Consider the following 16,188-nt stretch of genomic DNA (forward strand, 5'->3'; position numbering starts at 1 on the left):
ACATGTCTCCGTTTTTTTTCAGCTAAATGCAGTTATTACGCGATATCTTCGTCGTACTGCGGTACCGGGTTGCGGAAGCTTTTGGTCACGCACGCCAGGTAGATCAGACCGATACCCGCCCAGATCAGGCCCAGAACCATTGAGCTTTCTTCCAGGTTCACCCACAGCGCGCCAACGGTCAGCGCACCGCACATTGGCAGGAACAGGTACTGGAAGTGATCTTTCAGCGTCTTGTTACGCTTCTCACGGATCCAGAACTGGGAGATTACCGACAGGTTAACGAAGGTAAACGCCACCAGCGCACCAAAGTTAATCAGCGCCGTCGCCATCACCAGGTCGAAGTTGATTGCCAGCAAAGCAATCGCCCCAACCAGAATGATGTTCATGGACGGAGTACGCCATTTCGGGTGTACATAACCGAAGAAACTTTTCGGGAATACGCCGTCACGACCCATCACGTACATCAGACGCGCAACGCCTGCATGCGCCGCCATACCGGACGCCAGTACGGTAATGGTAGAGAAAATCAGCGCGCCGACCTGGAAGAACTTACCAGCAACATACAGCATGATTTCCGGCTGCGAAGCATCCGGATCCTTAAAGCGCGAGATATCCGGGAAGTACAACTGCAACAGATAAGTGGAGACGATAAAGATCAGGCCACCAATCAGCGCGGTCAGGAAAATCGCACGCGGGATCACGCGTTCAGCGTCTTTGGTTTCTTCTGACAGGTTGCTGATACCGTCAAAACCGGTGAACGAGAAGCACAGGATGGTAGCCCCGGTGATCATCGGGATCACGTGCGCATCACCCGACCAGAACGGACGGCTGCTCGCCAGCGTACCGGCGCCTTCTCCTTCGAACACGCCATAAACGACCATGCCGAGGATCACTGCAATCAGCACCACCTGCAACAACACGATCACGGTGTTGAAATTAGCGACGGACTTGAGGCTACGCAGGTTGAAGGCGGTCATAAAGGCCACCAGCGCCACCACGAACATCCACGATGGAATCGAAGGCACCAGTGCTTCAAAATAAATTTTCGCCAACAGAATGTTGATCATCGGCGCGAACAGGTAGTCCAGCAGCGATGACCAGCCAACCATAAAACCAACGGTCGGGCTAATGGATTTCTGAGCGTAAGTGTAGGCAGAGCCTGCGGACGGATAACGGCGTACCAGTTTACCGTAGCTTAGTGCGGTAAAGAGGATGGCGATCAGTGCGAAGGCGTAAGCTGTCGGGACGTGACCATCGGTCATTCCTGAGACGATACCGAATGTATCGAACAGCGTCATCGGCTGCATATAGGCAAGGCCCATCATGACAACCGGAACCAGCGTAAGCGTTTTACGTAATTCCACGCGAGAGGTGTTTGGAGTAGCGTTATGCGACATGGTTATCCTCCATTACGGCGAAAACCGTCGCGTAAGCAAAAAATTGCCCCATTTTTTGTTAATCCTCAGCGACAACAACTGTCGATTTTTAAGTAAGTATCTATCCGGTACGAAGCCCGGCCTCTTTTATGAATGATTGGTTTGATGCAAAAAAATAACCGACGCGTATTAAAACGTCGGTTAATGTCATTTTTTGCAAGCGGCGTATTTTGCACTAATTTGGGGAGAAATAACAAGAGATTGAAGCAACTGTAAAAAAATATTTTTTCTCAACTGATTGATTTATCAGCATCCGTTTTAACGTACACCCCGGCAATAGCACTATTTGCTAAAATCTCGTCCCGCCACCAGGCGCTGGCAAGCCCGGCGGTCTGTTCATTCCACCCTATCCACACGGGTTCAAACAGAATTTGTCCGACCACTTTCTTCTCAATCAGCGCGCCGCTGTCCAAAAATCGCTGCGCCAGATAACGGGGAATATATCCGCATCCCAGACCACTGATTTGCAGCTCCAGCTTGGTTTTGAAGTCAAAAACGGTAATCGCTTCCTGATCGTCCAACACCTGAACGCCGGAGATGTTCGCTTGATGCACATTCTCTCCCACCGCGATGGCGCGAAATCGTCGAATAGTACGCCGATGTAACGGTTCCTGTTCCTGCGCCAGCGGATGATGCGGAGCAACCACAAACACCTGTTCCAGCGCGCCAAGCCGCGCAAAACCAAATTCGCTCCCCGCCGGCGGTTCGTGCATAGCGCCGACAATAATATCCGCCCGCCCCTGAGTAAGTGCATCCCAGGAACCACCCAGCACGCCGTTAATAAACTTCAGGCGCGTCACACTGTGATGTTGATAGAAGGATTCGATAAGGGGGGCCAGCAGTGAAAAGGGAAACGTATCATCGACGCCGATGACCAGTTCATTCTCCCAGCCTTCATGAAGTTTAATGGCTTGCTTTTCGAGTTCGCGGACGGAGTGCAATACCTCTCGCCCCTTTTCCAGCAGCATTTGACCGGTGCGGGTAAACTTAGCCCGGTGCCCACTGCGATCTAATAACTGAATATTAAGATCGCTTTCCAGTTTATGGACGGTGTAGCTAAGCGCAGACGGCGTCTTATACAATTTTGCCGACGCCGCCGCGAAACTGCCCTCTTTTTCTAACGCATCGAGGATGATAAGAACGTCCAGCAGTGGTTTCATACTCGCCCCCTGGCGGTATACAGCGACACTCTGCTGGCCTGTCACTCCATCGGCATCACCAGCGGATCGGGATACTGGTACTCAAATCCAAGCTCATTACAAATACGGCTGCCATCAATGACTTTACCTTTACCGTTATCCGCACCGCCGCGAAATTCCGGCGGTTCCATCCCCAACTGGCGGGCCATCTGCGGATAGAACACGTTACGCGCCGGATGCATAGGCGCACATATATTATAGATGTGTCCCCCTTTGGGCGCTTGCAGCAGCAACGTGATGGCAGAAACGACATCATCCAGGTGCACCAGATTGACGCCATGGTTTCCATCTGGCGCCGTCTTGCCAGCGAAAAAGCGGCCGGGATGTCTTCCCGGGCCAACCAGTCCGGCCAGACGCAGAATATCTACCGAGGTGCCAGGCAGGTTATGCAACCAGTCTTCAAGATCTTTCAGAACACGCCCGCTGGCGGTGACCGGGTTACGCGGCGTCCCCTCTTTCACGATACCCTGGACATCGCCATAGACCGACGTCGAGCTGGTAAAAATAATCCGCGGGATCCGGTACGCCAGCGCACTGTCAACCAGTTCCTGCATGGCCTGCAGGTAAAATGTCTCCCCCGGCCCGCTACGGCGCGCAGGTAGCGTTATAACCAGTGCATCAGCGTCCATGAGCGCGTCGAGATCGTCAGCCTCACAGACCAGTTCAGGCTCCAGGCGCAGCGAGTAACTCTCGATACCGCTCATACGGGCCGCTTCTACCCCATCCAGTGTGGTTTTGCTGCCGGTAACCTGCCAGCCTCTCGCCGCCAGCGACATGGCTAACGGCATGCCTAACCAACCTAACCCGACAATTGCGACCTTTTTCATGCCTTCTCTCCTGACTTTTGGCCTATAACGCAAGGCTACGCCAGCCCACGGTGGCTGACAATTCATAGTATCAATATGAAATGAATTAATGATCAAAAAAAGCCCTTGCTTTCCGTAGCTAAAGTGGTTTAGGTTAAAAGACATCAAATGAATAAACATTCATCGAGAAAATTTATGACACGCGCTCAATTTAAACACCATCATCACCATCATCCTGACTAGTCTTTCAGGCGATGTGTGCTGGGAGACATTTAAATCTTCCAGCGGTGCATGAGCGTATGAGAAAGCCCCCGGAAGATTTCTTCCGGGGGCTTTTTTTTGTGCGTGACCCAAACTGATTCAGACAGGATAACGAGGAACAAACAATGTTAGACAACACCCGTTTACGCATAGCTATGCAGAAATCAGGCCGTTTAAGCGACGATTCACGCGAATTACTGGCCCGTTGCGGCATTAAAATTAATCTTCACACCCAGCGCTTAATTGCGATGGCAGAAAATATGCCGATTGATATCCTGCGCGTGCGTGATGACGATATCCCGGGTCTGGTGATGGACGGCGTCGTTGATCTGGGCATTATTGGGGAAAACGTTCTGGAAGAAGAGCTGCTCAACCGTCGGGCACAGGGTGAAGATCCTCGCTATTTTACCCTGCGTCGTCTGGACTTCGGCGGCTGCCGTCTTTCGCTGGCGACGCCGGTTGATGAAGCCTGGGATGGCCCGGCAGAACTGAACGGGAAGCGTATCGCCACCTCTTACCCGCACCTGCTCAAGCGTTACCTCGATCAAAAAGGAGTGTCATTTAAATCCTGTCTGTTAAACGGTTCTGTCGAAGTCGCGCCCCGCGCGGGCCTGGCCGATGCAATCTGCGATCTGGTGTCAACCGGCGCGACGCTTGAAGCTAATGGTCTGCGTGAAGTGGAAGTGATTTACCGCTCTAAAGCGTGTCTGATTCAGCGCGATGGCGAAATGGCCGCAGCCAAACAGCAACTGATCGACAAACTACTGACCCGCATCCAGGGGGTTATTCAGGCTCGCGAATCCAAATACATCATGATGCACGCACCGAGCGAGCGTCTGGACGAAGTTATCGCCCTGCTGCCTGGCGCTGAGCGCCCAACCATTCTGCCACTGGCGGGTGATCAGCAGCGCGTGGCCATGCACATGGTCAGCAGCGAAACCCTGTTCTGGGAAACAATGGAAAAACTGAAAGCGCTCGGCGCCAGCTCTATTCTGGTGCTGCCGATTGAGAAGATGATGGAGTAACGACCATGAGCTTCAATACCCTGATTGACTGGAATAGCTGTAGCCCTGGGCAGCAGCGCGAATTACTGATGCGCCCGGCGATTTCAGCCTCTGAAAGCATTAGCCGCACGGTGGCCGAGATCCTTGAAAATGTCAAAAACAACGGCGACCAGGCATTGCGCGAATACAGCGCGAAGTTTGATAAAACCGAGGTCGGCGCGCTGCGCGTCACTGAGGAAGAAATTCAGCAGGCCGGGAATCGTCTGAGCGACGAGCTGAAACAAGCCATGCAGGCGGCAGTACGTAATATTGATACTTTCCACAGCGCGCAGATCCTGCCGCCGGTGGATATCGAAACCCAGCCGGGCGTGCGCTGCCAGCAGGTTACCCGCCCCATCGCTTCCGTGGGCCTGTATATTCCAGGGGGATCGGCACCGCTGTTCTCTACTGTATTAATGCTGGCGACCCCGGCGCGTATCGCGGGCTGTAAAAAAGTGGTGCTGTGCTCGCCGCCGCCGATTGCCGATGAAATCCTCTACGCCGCGCAACTCTGTGGCGTGAAAGAAGTGTTTAACGTGGGCGGCGCACAGGCCATTGCCGCGCTGGCACTGGGCACGGAGTCTATTCCAAAAGTCGATAAAATCTTTGGGCCGGGCAACGCCTATGTGACCGAAGCCAAGCGCCAGGTCAGCCAGCGTCTTGACGGCGCGGCAATCGATATGCCCGCCGGACCGTCCGAAGTATTGGTTATCGCCGACAGCGGCGCAACGCCGGATTTTGTCGCCTCCGACCTGCTCTCTCAGGCCGAGCACGGCCCGGACTCGCAGGTGATCCTGCTGACGCCGGACGCTAAGCTTGCCGAAGGCGTGGCCGAAGCCGTTGAACGCCAGCTCGCCGAGCTGTCCCGCGCCGACACCGCGCGTCAGGCGCTCTCCGCCAGCCGTTTAATCGTGGCGAAAGATCTGGCACAGTGCGTTGAAATCTCCAACGCCTACGGTCCGGAGCACCTGATCATTCAGACCCGCAACGCACGTGAGCTGGTGGAAGGCATAACAAGCGCCGGTTCGGTGTTCCTTGGTGACTGGTCGCCGGAATCCGCAGGCGACTATGCTTCCGGCACTAACCACGTGCTGCCAACTTACGGCTATACCACAACCTGTTCCAGTCTGGGGCTGGCTGATTTCCAGAAACGGATGACCATACAGGAATTAACACCACAAGGTTTCTCTGCGCTGGCCGCCACCATTGAAACCCTGGCCGCGGCTGAGCTGCTGACCGCCCACAAAAATGCCGTCACCCTGCGCGTTAACGCCCTGAAGGAGCAAGCATGAGCACTGACAACTTTCTCAGCGTCACTGATTTAGCCCGTAAGAATGTCCGCGAGTTAACGCCTTATCAGTCTGCCCGCCGTCTTGGCGGTAACGGCGACGTCTGGCTCAATGCGAATGAATATCCCACCGCCGTTGAGTTTCAGCTAAGTCAGCAAACGCTGAACCGCTACCCGGAGTGCCAGCCGAAAGCCGTGATTGAGAATTACGCGCAGTATGCAGGCGTCAAGCCGGAGCAGGTGCTGGTCAGTCGTGGCGCAGATGAAGGGATCGAGCTGCTGGTGCGCGCTTTTTGCGAGCCGGGTAAAGATGCGATTCTGTACTGTCCGCCGACTTACGGCATGTACAGCGTCAGCGCTGAAACGATTGGCGTTGAATGCTGTACCGTCCCGACACTTGACGACTGGCAACTGGATTTACAAGGTATCGCGGACAAGCTTGATGGTGTGAAGGTGGTCTACGTATGCAGCCCTAATAACCCAACGGGCCAGTTGATTAAGCCACAGGATCTGCGTTCGCTGCTCGATATGACGCAGGGTAAAGCTATCGTGGTTGCCGATGAAGCGTATATCGAGTTTTGCCCGCAGGCCACGCTGGCGGGCTGGCTGTCTGAATATCCGCACCTGGTAATTTTACGCACACTGTCCAAAGCGTTTGCTCTCGCCGGTTTACGCTGCGGGTTTACGCTGGCAAATGAAGAAATTATCAATCTGCTGTTAAAGGTGATCGCCCCTTACCCGCTCTCTACACCGGTGGCGGATATCGCCGCCCAGGCGCTGACGCCGCAAGGCGTTGCCGCCATGCGCCAACGCGTCCAGCAGATCCTGCAAGAGCGTCAGTTCCTGGTGGAGAACCTGAAAACAATTCGCTGTGTAGAACAGGTTTTCGATTCTGAAACCAACTATGTTCTGGCGCGCTTCACCGCATCCAGCAGCGTATTTAAATCTTTGTGGGATCAGGGCATTATCTTACGAGACCAGAACAAACAACCTTCGTTAAGCGGCTGCCTGCGTATTACTGTCGGAACCCGTGAAGAGAGCCAGCGCGTCATTGACGCCTTACGTGCGGAGCAAGTATGAGCCAGAAGTATCTTTTTATTGACCGTGATGGAACCCTGATTTCCGAACCGCCAAGTGACTTTCAGGTCGATCGCTTTGACAAACTGGCTTTTGAGCCGGAAGTCGTTCCCGTTTTACTGAAGCTGCAAAAAGCGGGTTTTAAGCTGGTGATGATCACCAACCAGGATGGACTGGGAACCCAGAGCTTTCCACAGGCTGATTTTGACGGCCCGCATAATCTGATGATGCAAATATTCACCTCTCAGGGCGTGAGGTTTGATGACGTGCTGATTTGCCCACACTTGCCGGCCGATGAGTGTGCTTGCCGTAAGCCAAAAGTGAAGCTGGTTGAGCAGTATCTGGTTGAACAGGCTATGGACACCGAGAACAGCTACGTCATTGGCGATCGTGCTACAGATATTCAACTGGCTGAAAACATGGGGATTAGCGGATTACGCTATCACCGGGACACCCTGAACTGGGCGATGATCGGCGAGCAGTTGACCAAACGTGACCGCTACGCGCACGTTGAGCGCAATACCAAAGAAACGCAGATTGACGTCAAAGTCTGGCTGGACCGCGAAGGCCAAAGCAAAATCAATACTGGCGTTGGCTTCTTTGACCACATGTTGGATCAAATCGCCACCCACGGCGGTTTCCGTATGGAGATAGCCGTCAAAGGCGATCTGTATATTGACGATCACCACACCGTAGAAGATACCGGTCTGGCGCTGGGTGAGGCCTTAAAGCTGGCATTAGGTGATAAACGTGGTATCAACCGTTTTGGTTTTGTCCTGCCGATGGACGAATGTCTGGCACGTTGCGCGCTGGATATCTCCGGACGTCCGCACCTGGAATACCGCGCTGAGTTTACCTACCAGCGCGTTGGCGATCTGAGCACAGAGATGATTGAACACTTCTTCCGCTCACTCTCCTACACCATGGGCGTCACCCTGCACCTGAAAACCAAAGGAAAAAATGACCACCACCGTGTGGAAAGCCTGTTTAAAGCCTTTGGCCGCACGCTGCGTCAGGCGATTCGCGTAGAAGGCGATACGCTACCCTCCTCAAAAGGAGTGCTGTAATGAACGTAGTGATCCTGGATACCGGCTGCGCCAACCTGAATTCGGTGAAATCCGCCGTTGCGCGCCATGGATACGACCCGGTTGTCAGCCGCGATGCGGATGTGGTGCTCCGGGCCGATAAGCTGTTTCTACCCGGCGTTGGTACTGCGCAGGCGGCCATGGACCAGTTGCACGAGCGTGAACTTATTGAACTGATTAAAGCCTGTACGCAACCGGTGCTGGGGATCTGCTTAGGCATGCAACTGCTTGGTCGCCGCAGCGAAGAGAGTAACGGTGTCTCCCTGCTGGGCATTATTGAACAAGACGTCCCCAAAATGACCGATTTTGGCCTGCCGCTGCCGCATATGGGCTGGAACCGTGTGTATCCACAAGCAGGCAATCGTCTGTTCCAGGGTATTGACGATGGTGCGTATTTCTACTTTGTCCACAGCTACGCGATGCCAGTGAACCCATGGACCATCGCCCAGTGTCATTACGGTGAACCGTTTACCGCGGCAGTCCAAAAGGACAATTTCTTTGGCGTGCAGTTCCACCCGGAACGTTCGGGTGCGGCTGGGGCGCAGTTGCTGAAAAACTTTCTGGAGATGTAATGATTATTCCGGCATTAGATTTAATCGACGGCACGGTGGTGCGTCTTCATCAAGGTGATTACGCACAGCAACGTGATTACGGCAACGATCCACTGCCCCGCCTGCAGGAGTACGCGGCACAAGGCGCACAGGTACTGCACCTGGTCGATCTGACCGGGGCAAAAGATCCGCAGAAACGACAAATACCGCTGATTAAAACGCTGGTCGCGGGCGTCAATGTTCCGGTGCAGGTTGGCGGCGGTGTGCGTACTGAAGCGGACGTTGCGGCACTGCTTGACGCCGGCGTGGCGCGCGTGGTGGTCGGTTCGACGGCGGTAAAATCCCCTGAGGAAGTTAAGAGCTGGTTTACCCGTTTTGGCGCCGACGCGCTGGTGCTGGCGCTGGACGTACGCATTGACGAACACGGTAATAAACAGGTTGCGGTCAGCGGCTGGCAGGAAGATTCCGGGGTTTCGCTGGAAGAGCTGGTGGAAACCTATTTACCCGTTGGTCTGAAGCATGTGCTGTGCACTGATATCTCCCGCGACGGTACGCTGGCGGGTTCAAACGTCGCGCTTTATGAAGAAGTGTGCGCTAAATATCCGCAGGTGGCGTTTCAGTCATCTGGCGGTATAGGTGGAATTGAGGACGTAGCAGCCCTGCGCGGGACTGGGGTTGGCGGCGTGATCGTCGGACGAGCCCTGTTGGAAGGTAAGTTCACCGTTGAGGAGGCCATCCAATGCTGGCAAAACGCATAATTCCTTGTCTGGACGTTCGCGATGGACAGGTGGTAAAAGGCGTCCAGTTTCGCAATCACGAGATTATTGGCGACATCGTTCCGCTGGCAAAACGCTATGCCGATGAAGGCGCAGATGAACTGGTCTTCTACGATATCACCGCCTCCAGCGATGGCCGTGTAGTCGATAAAAGCTGGGTATCGCGCGTGGCGGAAGTGATCGACATTCCGTTCTGCGTTGCCGGTGGGATTAAGTCCATTGATGATGCGGCGCGTATTCTCTCCTTCGGGGCGGATAAAATCTCCATCAACTCCCCGGCGCTGGCTGACCCGGAGCTTATCACGCGTCTGGCGGACCGCTTTGGCGTACAGTGCATTGTGGTGGGTATCGATACCTGGTATGACGCCGCAACCGGTAAATATCACGTTAACCAGTATACCGGTGATGAGAGTCGTACCCGCATCACGCAGTGGGAAACGCTGGATTGGGTGCAGGAAGTGCAGAAACGTGGCGCAGGCGAAATCGTGCTGAACATGATGAATCAGGACGGTGTGCGTAACGGCTACGACCTGGAGCAGCTGAGAAAAGTGCGCGACGTTTGCCACGTACCGCTGATTGCCTCCGGTGGCGCAGGCACCATGGAACACTTTCTCGAAGCCTTCCGTGATGCTGACGTTGACGGCGCGCTTGCCGCTTCCGTTTTCCACAAACAAATTATCAATATTGGCGAGTTAAAAACGTACCTGGCAACACAGGGCGTGGAGATCAGGATATGTTAACGAAGCAACAATGTCGCGAGCTGGACTGGGAAAAAACCGACGGATTAATGCCGGTCGTGGTGCAGCATGCGGTATCCGGCGAAGTATTGATGCTGGGTTATATGAACCCTGAGGCGCTGGATAAAACGCTTGAAAGCGGTAAGGTAACCTTTTTCTCGCGGACCAAACAACGGCTGTGGACCAAAGGTGAAACCTCTGGCAACTTTCTTAATGTGGTTAACATCGCGCCTGACTGCGACAACGACACCCTGCTGGTGCTGGTTAACCCGATTGGGCCAACTTGCCACAAAGGCACCTCAAGCTGCTTTGCTAACACCAGTCATCAGTGGCTGTTCCTGTATCAACTGGAACAACTTCTGGCTGAGCGTAAAACCGCCGATCCGGCAAGCTCTTACACGGCCAAGCTGTATGCCAGTGGCACCAAACGCATTGCGCAGAAAGTGGGGGAAGAAGGCGTGGAAACCGCACTGGCCGCCACCGTGCACGATCGTTTTGAACTGACGAATGAAGCTTCTGACCTGATGTACCACCTGCTGGTTCTGCTACAGGATCAGGAGCTTGATCTGACCACCGTGATTGAGAACTTACGTAAGCGTCATCAGTAATCGGCAGACGTAAAAAAACCGGGCGCTGTGAACTGCCCGGTTTTTTTGTGCTCAGAATAAAACTGCCTTCGACCTGCTACGCTCTGGCTTTGTAACCACGCAGCGCATTTCGCCCCAGCACGATACCTGCACCAATCATTCCCCCCAGCAGAACGGCCAGTACCAGGGTAATGGCTTTTTTCGGACTGTCACGACGAATCGGTAAGATTGGTTTCATCACATAACGATAGGTATGTACACTTTCAGGTGCTACTTTTAACGCCTGTACCGCCAACAAGTTCTGAAGTGTCTGATAGTATTGGTCGGAGAAACTTAACGGACGAGTTGCCTCATTTTTAACCATGGACGAAAGCGCCTGGCTTCCGAGCATAAACATAGTATCCTGAGAGACCTGATCTGCCTGCTGGACCTGCGGCAACTTAATATTAGACTGCTCCGCAACCTTAAGTGCCTGATTTATCTGCGCAATTCGCAATGCTTTTTGCTCTTTAGCCACAGTTTCTTGTGCTTCAAGCGACTTTTGCAAATCAGTAATTCGATTAGCTATGCTCATGGACAGGTCAGAATTCAGTTCTTTTGCAACACTATCATCAACCTGTTGAATATACTGCGCCAAAATCTTTTGGGCATCCTCTGCAGATCCGCTCGAGTAGGTTATCTTTAAGGGTAATGTTTGACCTTTAATCGCGGCTTCTATACTTACAAAGTCTGGTTTAGATTGTTTGGCTAAAGTTTCCGCTAATGCGGAAAATGCAGAGCTAAAACGCCCAACAAAGCTAGCCTGAACATCAGTTACTCTTGGTGCATTATTGCCAAATAATACGTCCATGGCATTATTGTAACTGGCAAGCTGACCAGCATCTGGCTGTGTAACAATCGCAGTAGAGGTCCATTTCTCCTTCGCAACCACCAGATAGCCCATAGCCAGCGCTATAGCAATAACGATCGCAATAACGATGGTTACTTTCCCACGCCACAGCTGTATCAATAAATCAATCAGATCAATCTGTTCCGGATCGTTACCGCGCCCGGACATGTTGTTATCACTTACAGACATAGATACCCTAATTAAGGAAGGAAGGACTTAAACTCGAATTAGTTTAGCTAAAAATTGAAGCAATTCCATAGGATTAATGATAAAAAAATCAAATTGATTGAGAGATTTTGATTGGTATTTTAGTCCCTTGAGAAAAAAGGAAGGAATTTAAAAAAAGTGTCAATACTGAAAGGCCACTCTTTGCAGGAAAAGCGTCAAACAGCGGGTTAAATGTCATCAAGCGTAAATGCCAGACATTCTCGTTAATTAAATTCACGGCATGAATATTTATTAACTTACCACTAAAAATGGCATGCGTAAAAAGGATAACCATTAGCTTTTTTGCCATCTGACGGTATTATTTCACTTTTCGTCGCACCAGATAGTGCCTGGCTGCTTTTTAGCCGAAAAGAGGAACGAACATGAAATACCTGGTTACGGGGGCTGCTGGTTTCATCGGCTTCCATGTTAGCAAACGCCTCCTTGAGGCTGACCATCAAGTCGTCGGTATCGATAATCTGAACGATTACTACGACGTGAGTCTAAAGCAGGCCCGTCTGGATCTGCTGGTACACCCCGGCTTCCAGTTTCATAAGATTGATTTAGCCGACCGGGAAAGCATGTCAGCACTCTTCGCATCCGGGCATTTTGATCGTGTGATCCATCTCGCTGCACAGGCTGGCGTACGCTATTCACTCGAAAATCCCCATGCTTACGCAGACTCCAATCTCACAGGTTTTCTGAACATACTGGAAGGTTGTCGGCATAATAAAATTCAGCATTTACTTTATGCCTCTTCCAGCTCGGTATACGGCATGAATCGCAAAATGCCTTTCTCAACGGATGATTCCGTCGATCACCCCGTATCCCTGTATGCTGCAACCAAAAAAGCCAACGAACTGATGGCCCATACGTATTCTCATCTGTACGGATTGCCCACAACCGGCCTGCGTTTCTTTACCGTATACGGTCCATGGGGTCGCCCGGATATGGCGCTGTTCAAATTCACCAAAGCGATGCTGGAAGGGAAAAGTATTGACGTCTATAACTACGGCAAAATGAAGCGTGACTTTACCTATATTGGTGATATCGCAGAAGCAATTATTCTCTTGCAGGATGTCATTCCTGCGCCCAACGGGGAGTGGACTGTTGAAAGCGGTTCCCCGGCAACCAGCTCCGCGCCGTATTGCGTCTACAATATCGGCAATAGTTCACCGGTTGAACTGATGGATTATATCAAGGCTCTGGAAGAAGTTCTTGGCATCGACGCGACAAAAAATATGCTCCCGCTACAACCCGGTGATGTGCTGGAAACCAGCGCGGACACCAAAGCACTGTATGACGTTATTGGTTTTAAACCTACAACAACGGTTAAAGATGGGGTTAAGAACTTTGTTGACTGGTACCGTGATTTCTACAACGTTTAATTAGTAACCTGCTTAAAATAAAAAGGCCTTTAATAAGGCCTTTTTTGTCGAGATGATGATTAATCACTACCGAACAAATCGCGGGTATATACTTTTTCTGCAACATCTGCTAATTCAGACGTCATTCGATTAGAAATAATAACATCCGCTTCATTTTTAAACGCGTTTAGATCGCGAACTACCCGAGAGTGGAAAAATTCATCCTCTTCCATGACCGGTTCATAAATAATAACGGGTACGCCCTTGGCTTTAATACGCTTCATGATCCCCTGAATAGAGGATGCGCGGAAGTTATCAGAGCCACTTTTCATGATCAATCGGTACACGCCAACCACTTTAGGCTTACGCGCCAGGATGGAATCTGCAATAAAGTCTTTACGCGTACGGTTAGCATCGACGATCGCGCCGATAATGTTATTCGGCACAGACGCGTAGTTCGCCAACAGCTGCTTAGTATCTTTCGGTAAGCAGTAGCCACCGTAGCCAAAGGACGGATTGTTGTAATGATTACCAATACGCGGATCCAGACATACGCCTTCAATAATTTGCCGGGTGTTCAGACCAAGACTTTCGGCATAGCTATCAAGCTCGTTAAAATAGGCCACGCGTAACGCCAGATAGGTATTAGCGAACAGCTTGATGGCTTCGGCTTCAGTAGAATCGGTAAACAGCGTCGGAATATCTTTCTTCACCGCACCTTCCTGCAGCAGCGCGGCAAAGCGTTCTGCACGTTCGGAGCGTTCACCTATGACGATACGCGACGGATGCAAATTGTCGTATAGCGCACGACCTTCACGCAGGAACTCAGGCGAGAAGAAAATATTATCAATGCCAAACTGTTCTTTAATTGAATTGGTAAAACCAACCGGAATGGTGGATTTGATGACCATCACCGCTTTTGGGTTAATTGCAACCACATCGCGGATAACGGACTCGACGCTGGAGGTGTTGAAGTAGTTGGTCTTCGGATCGTAATCAGTCGGTGTCGCGATGATCACATAATCCGCATCACGATATGCATCATACTTATCAGTCGTTGCACGAAAATTCAGCTGCTTTGTCGCCAGGTACTCTTCGATCTCTTTGTCAACAATCGGCGATTTTTTCTGATTCAGCATCTCGACCTTCGCCGGGACGATATCCAGAGCAACCACTTCATGGTGCTGGGCGATCAGAATACCGTTGGATAAGCCGACATAACCTGTTCCTGAGATAGTTATCTTCATTCGCTCTGTAACTTCTTCCAGTTAAACATTGAGGTTGAGCACACCACCAGCATTGTGGCGGATCGGCTCAGCATTGAATGAGTATATCGTGATTTGCTATAGCACCGCCTATCAGACCTGACCGAATCCCATTTTTTGACAATAAAAAAGCCCGGAGGAACGCTCCGGGCCTGGCTTTAGCAGTTGGCTATTTCAGATTAATCCAGCCATTCGGTGTGGAACACGCCTTCTTTATCGATGCGTTTATAAGTGTGCGCACCGAAGTAATCACGCTGGGCCTGAATCAGGTTCGCCGGCAGTACCGCAGCACGGTAGCTGTCGTAGTAGGCAACTGCAGCAGAGAAAGTCGGTACCGGAATACCATTTTGCACAGCGTAAGCCACGACGTCACGCAGCGCCTGCTGGTACTCATCAGCAATGTTTTTGAAGTACGGAGCCAGCAACAGGTTAGCGATACCCGCATTCTCCGCATAAGCATCGGTGATTTTCTGCAGGAACTGCGCACGAATGATGCAGCCCGCGCGGAAAATCTTCGCGATCTCGCCGTAGTTCAGATCCCAGTTGTACTCGTCAGACGCAGCACGCAACTGAGAGAAGCCTTGCGCGTAGGAGACGATTTTGCCCAGATACAGCGCGCGACGCACTTTCTCAACAAACTCAGCTTTATCGCCAGCCAGTTTGGCCTGCGGGCCGGACAGCACCTTAGATGCCGCCACGCGCTGCTCTTTCAGAGAAGAGATGTAACGCGCGAATACGGACTCGGTGATCAGCGACAGGGGTTCGCCCAGATCCAGAGAGCTCTGGCTGGTCCATTTACCGGTACCTTTGTTCGCTGCTTCGTCCAGGATCACGTCAACCAGGTATTTACCCTCTTCATCTTTTTTGGTGAAGATGTCTTTGGTGATGTCGATCAGGTAGCTGCTCAGCTCACCTTCATTCCACTCGGTGAAGGTGGTTGCCAGTTCTTCATTAGACAGGTTCAGGCCACCTTTCAGCAGTGAATAGGCTTCAGCAATCAGCTGCATGTCGCCGTATTCGATACCGTTGTGAACCATCTTCACGTAATGACCCGCGCCGTCAGCGCCGATGTAGGTCACGCACGGCTCACCATCTTCCGCCACAGCAGCAATTTTGGTCAGGATCGGCGCAACCAGTTCGTAGGCTTCTTTCTGTCCACCAGGCATGATTGACGGGCCTTTCAGTGCGCCCTCTTCACCGCCGGATACGCCGGTACCGATGAAGTTAAAGCCTTCTGCGGACAGTTCACGGTTACGACGGATAGTGTCCTGGAAGAAAGTGTTACCACCATCAATGATGATGTCGCCTTTATCCAGATACGGCTTCAGGGAGTCGATGGCAGCATCTGTGCCTGCGCCCGCTTTCACCATTAACAGGATACGACGTGGGGTTTCAAGAGACTCGACGAACTCTTTCACCGTGTAATAAGGAACCAGTTTCTTACCCGGATTCTCGGCAACAACTTCTTCAGTTTTTTCGCGGGAGCGGTTGAAGATGGAGACGGTATAACCGCGGCTTTCGATGTTGAGCGCCAGGTTGCGCCCCATCACTGCCATACCGACGACGCCGATCTGTTGCTTGGACATTACATACTCCTGTCAGGTGTGGTCACCG

16 protein-coding genes, 1 pseudogene and 1 other annotated feature are annotated in these 16,188 nt (G+C 52.1%); of the genes and pseudogenes, 10 read left to right on the top strand and 7 right to left on the bottom strand.

The genetic code is table 11. The features are described from left to right. Positions 1-35 precede the first annotated feature (35 nt). The 4 genes and pseudogenes from plaP to OOJ59_RS05580 form a co-directional block, all read right to left on the bottom strand. A complete protein-coding gene (gene plaP, locus OOJ59_RS05570) occupies positions 36-1,397 on the bottom strand; it encodes a putrescine/proton symporter PlaP (protein WP_003030167.1) in 1,362 nt (453 codons plus the stop codon). After that, entirely contained in the window at positions 1,387-1,449 is a 63-nt protein-coding gene (yoeI, locus tag OOJ59_RS28170; protein ID WP_110498811.1) for a membrane protein YoeI, read from the bottom strand. The genes plaP and yoeI overlap by 11 nt, the downstream gene beginning before the upstream one ends. Before the next feature lie 162 nt (positions 1,450-1,611). After that, a pseudogene (locus tag OOJ59_RS05575) lies at positions 1,612-2,596 on the bottom strand (LysR substrate-binding domain-containing protein). A 41-nt stretch (positions 2,597-2,637) separates the two neighbouring features. Beyond that, entirely contained in the window at positions 2,638-3,462 is an 825-nt protein-coding gene (locus OOJ59_RS05580) for an SDR family oxidoreductase (RefSeq protein ID WP_038641716.1), read from the bottom strand. Between the two features lie 174 nt (positions 3,463-3,636). Between OOJ59_RS05580 and hisL the strand changes: the two genes are divergently transcribed. From hisL to hisIE, 9 genes are all read left to right on the top strand, one after another. Next, positions 3,637-3,684 (top strand): his operon leader peptide, encoded by a 48-nt coding sequence (gene hisL / locus OOJ59_RS05585; protein WP_100250077.1) that lies wholly within the window; start codon positions 3,637-3,639, stop codon positions 3,682-3,684. Next, positions 3,660-3,782: a sequence feature (His leader region), on the top strand. It overlaps the preceding gene by 25 nt. 45 nt (positions 3,783-3,827) lie before the next feature. Then, positions 3,828-4,727 (top strand): ATP phosphoribosyltransferase, encoded by a 900-nt coding sequence (hisG, locus tag OOJ59_RS05590; RefSeq protein WP_038641718.1) that lies wholly within the window; start codon positions 3,828-3,830, stop codon positions 4,725-4,727. A 5-nt stretch (positions 4,728-4,732) separates the two neighbouring features. Next, positions 4,733-6,037 carry a histidinol dehydrogenase gene (gene hisD / locus OOJ59_RS05595; protein WP_160956362.1) on the top strand — a complete coding sequence of 435 codons (1,305 nt, stop codon included), beginning with the start codon at positions 4,733-4,735 and terminating at the stop codon, positions 6,035-6,037. After that, complete coding sequence (gene hisC / locus OOJ59_RS05600; RefSeq protein WP_110497533.1) at positions 6,034-7,113, top strand: histidinol-phosphate transaminase; 1,080 nt, start codon at positions 6,034-6,036, stop codon at positions 7,111-7,113. Before hisD ends, hisC begins: the two co-directional genes overlap by 4 nt. Continuing rightward, entirely contained in the window at positions 7,110-8,177 is a 1,068-nt protein-coding gene (hisB, locus tag OOJ59_RS05605; protein WP_069323520.1) for a bifunctional histidinol-phosphatase/imidazoleglycerol-phosphate dehydratase HisB, read from the top strand. Before hisC ends, hisB begins: the two co-directional genes overlap by 4 nt. Continuing rightward, entirely contained in the window at positions 8,177-8,767 is a 591-nt protein-coding gene (gene hisH, locus OOJ59_RS05610; RefSeq protein WP_038641727.1) for an imidazole glycerol phosphate synthase subunit HisH, read from the top strand. Before hisB ends, hisH begins: the two co-directional genes overlap by 1 nt. Further along, positions 8,767-9,504 (top strand): 1-(5-phosphoribosyl)-5-[(5-phosphoribosylamino)methylideneamino]imidazole-4-carboxamide isomerase, encoded by a 738-nt coding sequence (gene hisA / locus OOJ59_RS05615; RefSeq protein ID WP_085047955.1) that lies wholly within the window; start codon positions 8,767-8,769, stop codon positions 9,502-9,504. Before hisH ends, hisA begins: the two co-directional genes overlap by 1 nt. Beyond that, positions 9,486-10,262: an imidazole glycerol phosphate synthase subunit HisF gene (gene hisF / locus OOJ59_RS05620; protein WP_038641731.1), complete on the top strand. Its 777-nt coding sequence runs from the start codon at positions 9,486-9,488 to the stop codon at positions 10,260-10,262. Before hisA ends, hisF begins: the two co-directional genes overlap by 19 nt. Continuing rightward, on the top strand, positions 10,256-10,867 hold the full coding sequence (hisIE, locus tag OOJ59_RS05625) for a bifunctional phosphoribosyl-AMP cyclohydrolase/phosphoribosyl-ATP diphosphatase HisIE (RefSeq protein ID WP_069323517.1): 612 nt from the start codon (positions 10,256-10,258) through the stop codon (positions 10,865-10,867). The genes hisF and hisIE overlap by 7 nt, the downstream gene beginning before the upstream one ends. Positions 10,868-10,943: 76 nt before the next feature. Here the strand turns inward: hisIE and wzzB are convergent, their stop codons facing one another. After that, positions 10,944-11,924 (bottom strand): LPS O-antigen chain length determinant protein WzzB, encoded by a 981-nt coding sequence (gene wzzB / locus OOJ59_RS05630; protein ID WP_160956363.1) that lies wholly within the window; start codon positions 11,922-11,924, stop codon positions 10,944-10,946. A gap of 401 nt (positions 11,925-12,325) precedes the next feature. On the opposite strand from wzzB, the gene OOJ59_RS05635 reads away from it, so the two are divergent. Then, complete coding sequence (locus OOJ59_RS05635; RefSeq protein ID WP_160956364.1) at positions 12,326-13,330, top strand: NAD-dependent epimerase; 1,005 nt, start codon at positions 12,326-12,328, stop codon at positions 13,328-13,330. A gap of 59 nt (positions 13,331-13,389) precedes the next feature. On the opposite strand, the gene ugd is transcribed toward OOJ59_RS05635, so the two are convergent. Both ugd and gndA read right to left on the bottom strand, forming a co-directional pair. Further along, a complete protein-coding gene (ugd, locus tag OOJ59_RS05640; protein WP_121529235.1) occupies positions 13,390-14,556 on the bottom strand; it encodes a UDP-glucose 6-dehydrogenase in 1,167 nt (388 codons plus the stop codon). Between the two features lie 197 nt (positions 14,557-14,753). Beyond that, positions 14,754-16,160, bottom strand: coding sequence for an NADP-dependent phosphogluconate dehydrogenase (gene gndA, locus OOJ59_RS05645; RefSeq protein WP_110497522.1), 1,407 nt, complete (start codon positions 16,158-16,160; stop codon positions 14,754-14,756). Positions 16,161-16,188 lie beyond the last annotated feature (28 nt).

This window comes from Citrobacter sp. W9 (genome assembly GCF_026719375.1).
GTDB lineage: Bacteria > Pseudomonadota > Gammaproteobacteria > Enterobacterales > Enterobacteriaceae > Citrobacter > Citrobacter werkmanii.

Coding starts and splice junctions, on each gene's coding strand:
- plaP (WP_003030167.1), bottom strand. CDS start 1,397: ATGTCGCATAACGCTACTCCAAACACCTCTCGCGTGGAATTACGTAAA.
- OOJ59_RS05580 (WP_038641716.1), bottom strand. CDS start 3,462: ATGAAAAAGGTCGCAATTGTCGGGTTAGGTTGGTTAGGCATGCCGTTA.
- hisG (WP_038641718.1), top strand. CDS start 3,828: ATGTTAGACAACACCCGTTTACGCATAGCTATGCAGAAATCAGGCCGT.
- hisD (WP_160956362.1), top strand. CDS start 4,733: ATGAGCTTCAATACCCTGATTGACTGGAATAGCTGTAGCCCTGGGCAG.
- hisC (WP_110497533.1), top strand. CDS start 6,034: ATGAGCACTGACAACTTTCTCAGCGTCACTGATTTAGCCCGTAAGAAT.
- hisB (WP_069323520.1), top strand. CDS start 7,110: ATGAGCCAGAAGTATCTTTTTATTGACCGTGATGGAACCCTGATTTCC.
- hisH (WP_038641727.1), top strand. CDS start 8,177: ATGAACGTAGTGATCCTGGATACCGGCTGCGCCAACCTGAATTCGGTG.
- hisA (WP_085047955.1), top strand. CDS start 8,767: ATGATTATTCCGGCATTAGATTTAATCGACGGCACGGTGGTGCGTCTT.
- hisF (WP_038641731.1), top strand. CDS start 9,486: ATGCTGGCAAAACGCATAATTCCTTGTCTGGACGTTCGCGATGGACAG.
- hisIE (WP_069323517.1), top strand. CDS start 10,256: ATGTTAACGAAGCAACAATGTCGCGAGCTGGACTGGGAAAAAACCGAC.
- wzzB (WP_160956363.1), bottom strand. CDS start 11,924: ATGTCTGTAAGTGATAACAACATGTCCGGGCGCGGTAACGATCCGGAA.
- OOJ59_RS05635 (WP_160956364.1), top strand. CDS start 12,326: ATGAAATACCTGGTTACGGGGGCTGCTGGTTTCATCGGCTTCCATGTT.
- ugd (WP_121529235.1), bottom strand. CDS start 14,556: ATGAAGATAACTATCTCAGGAACAGGTTATGTCGGCTTATCCAACGGT.
- gndA (WP_110497522.1), bottom strand. CDS start 16,160: ATGTCCAAGCAACAGATCGGCGTCGTCGGTATGGCAGTGATGGGGCGC.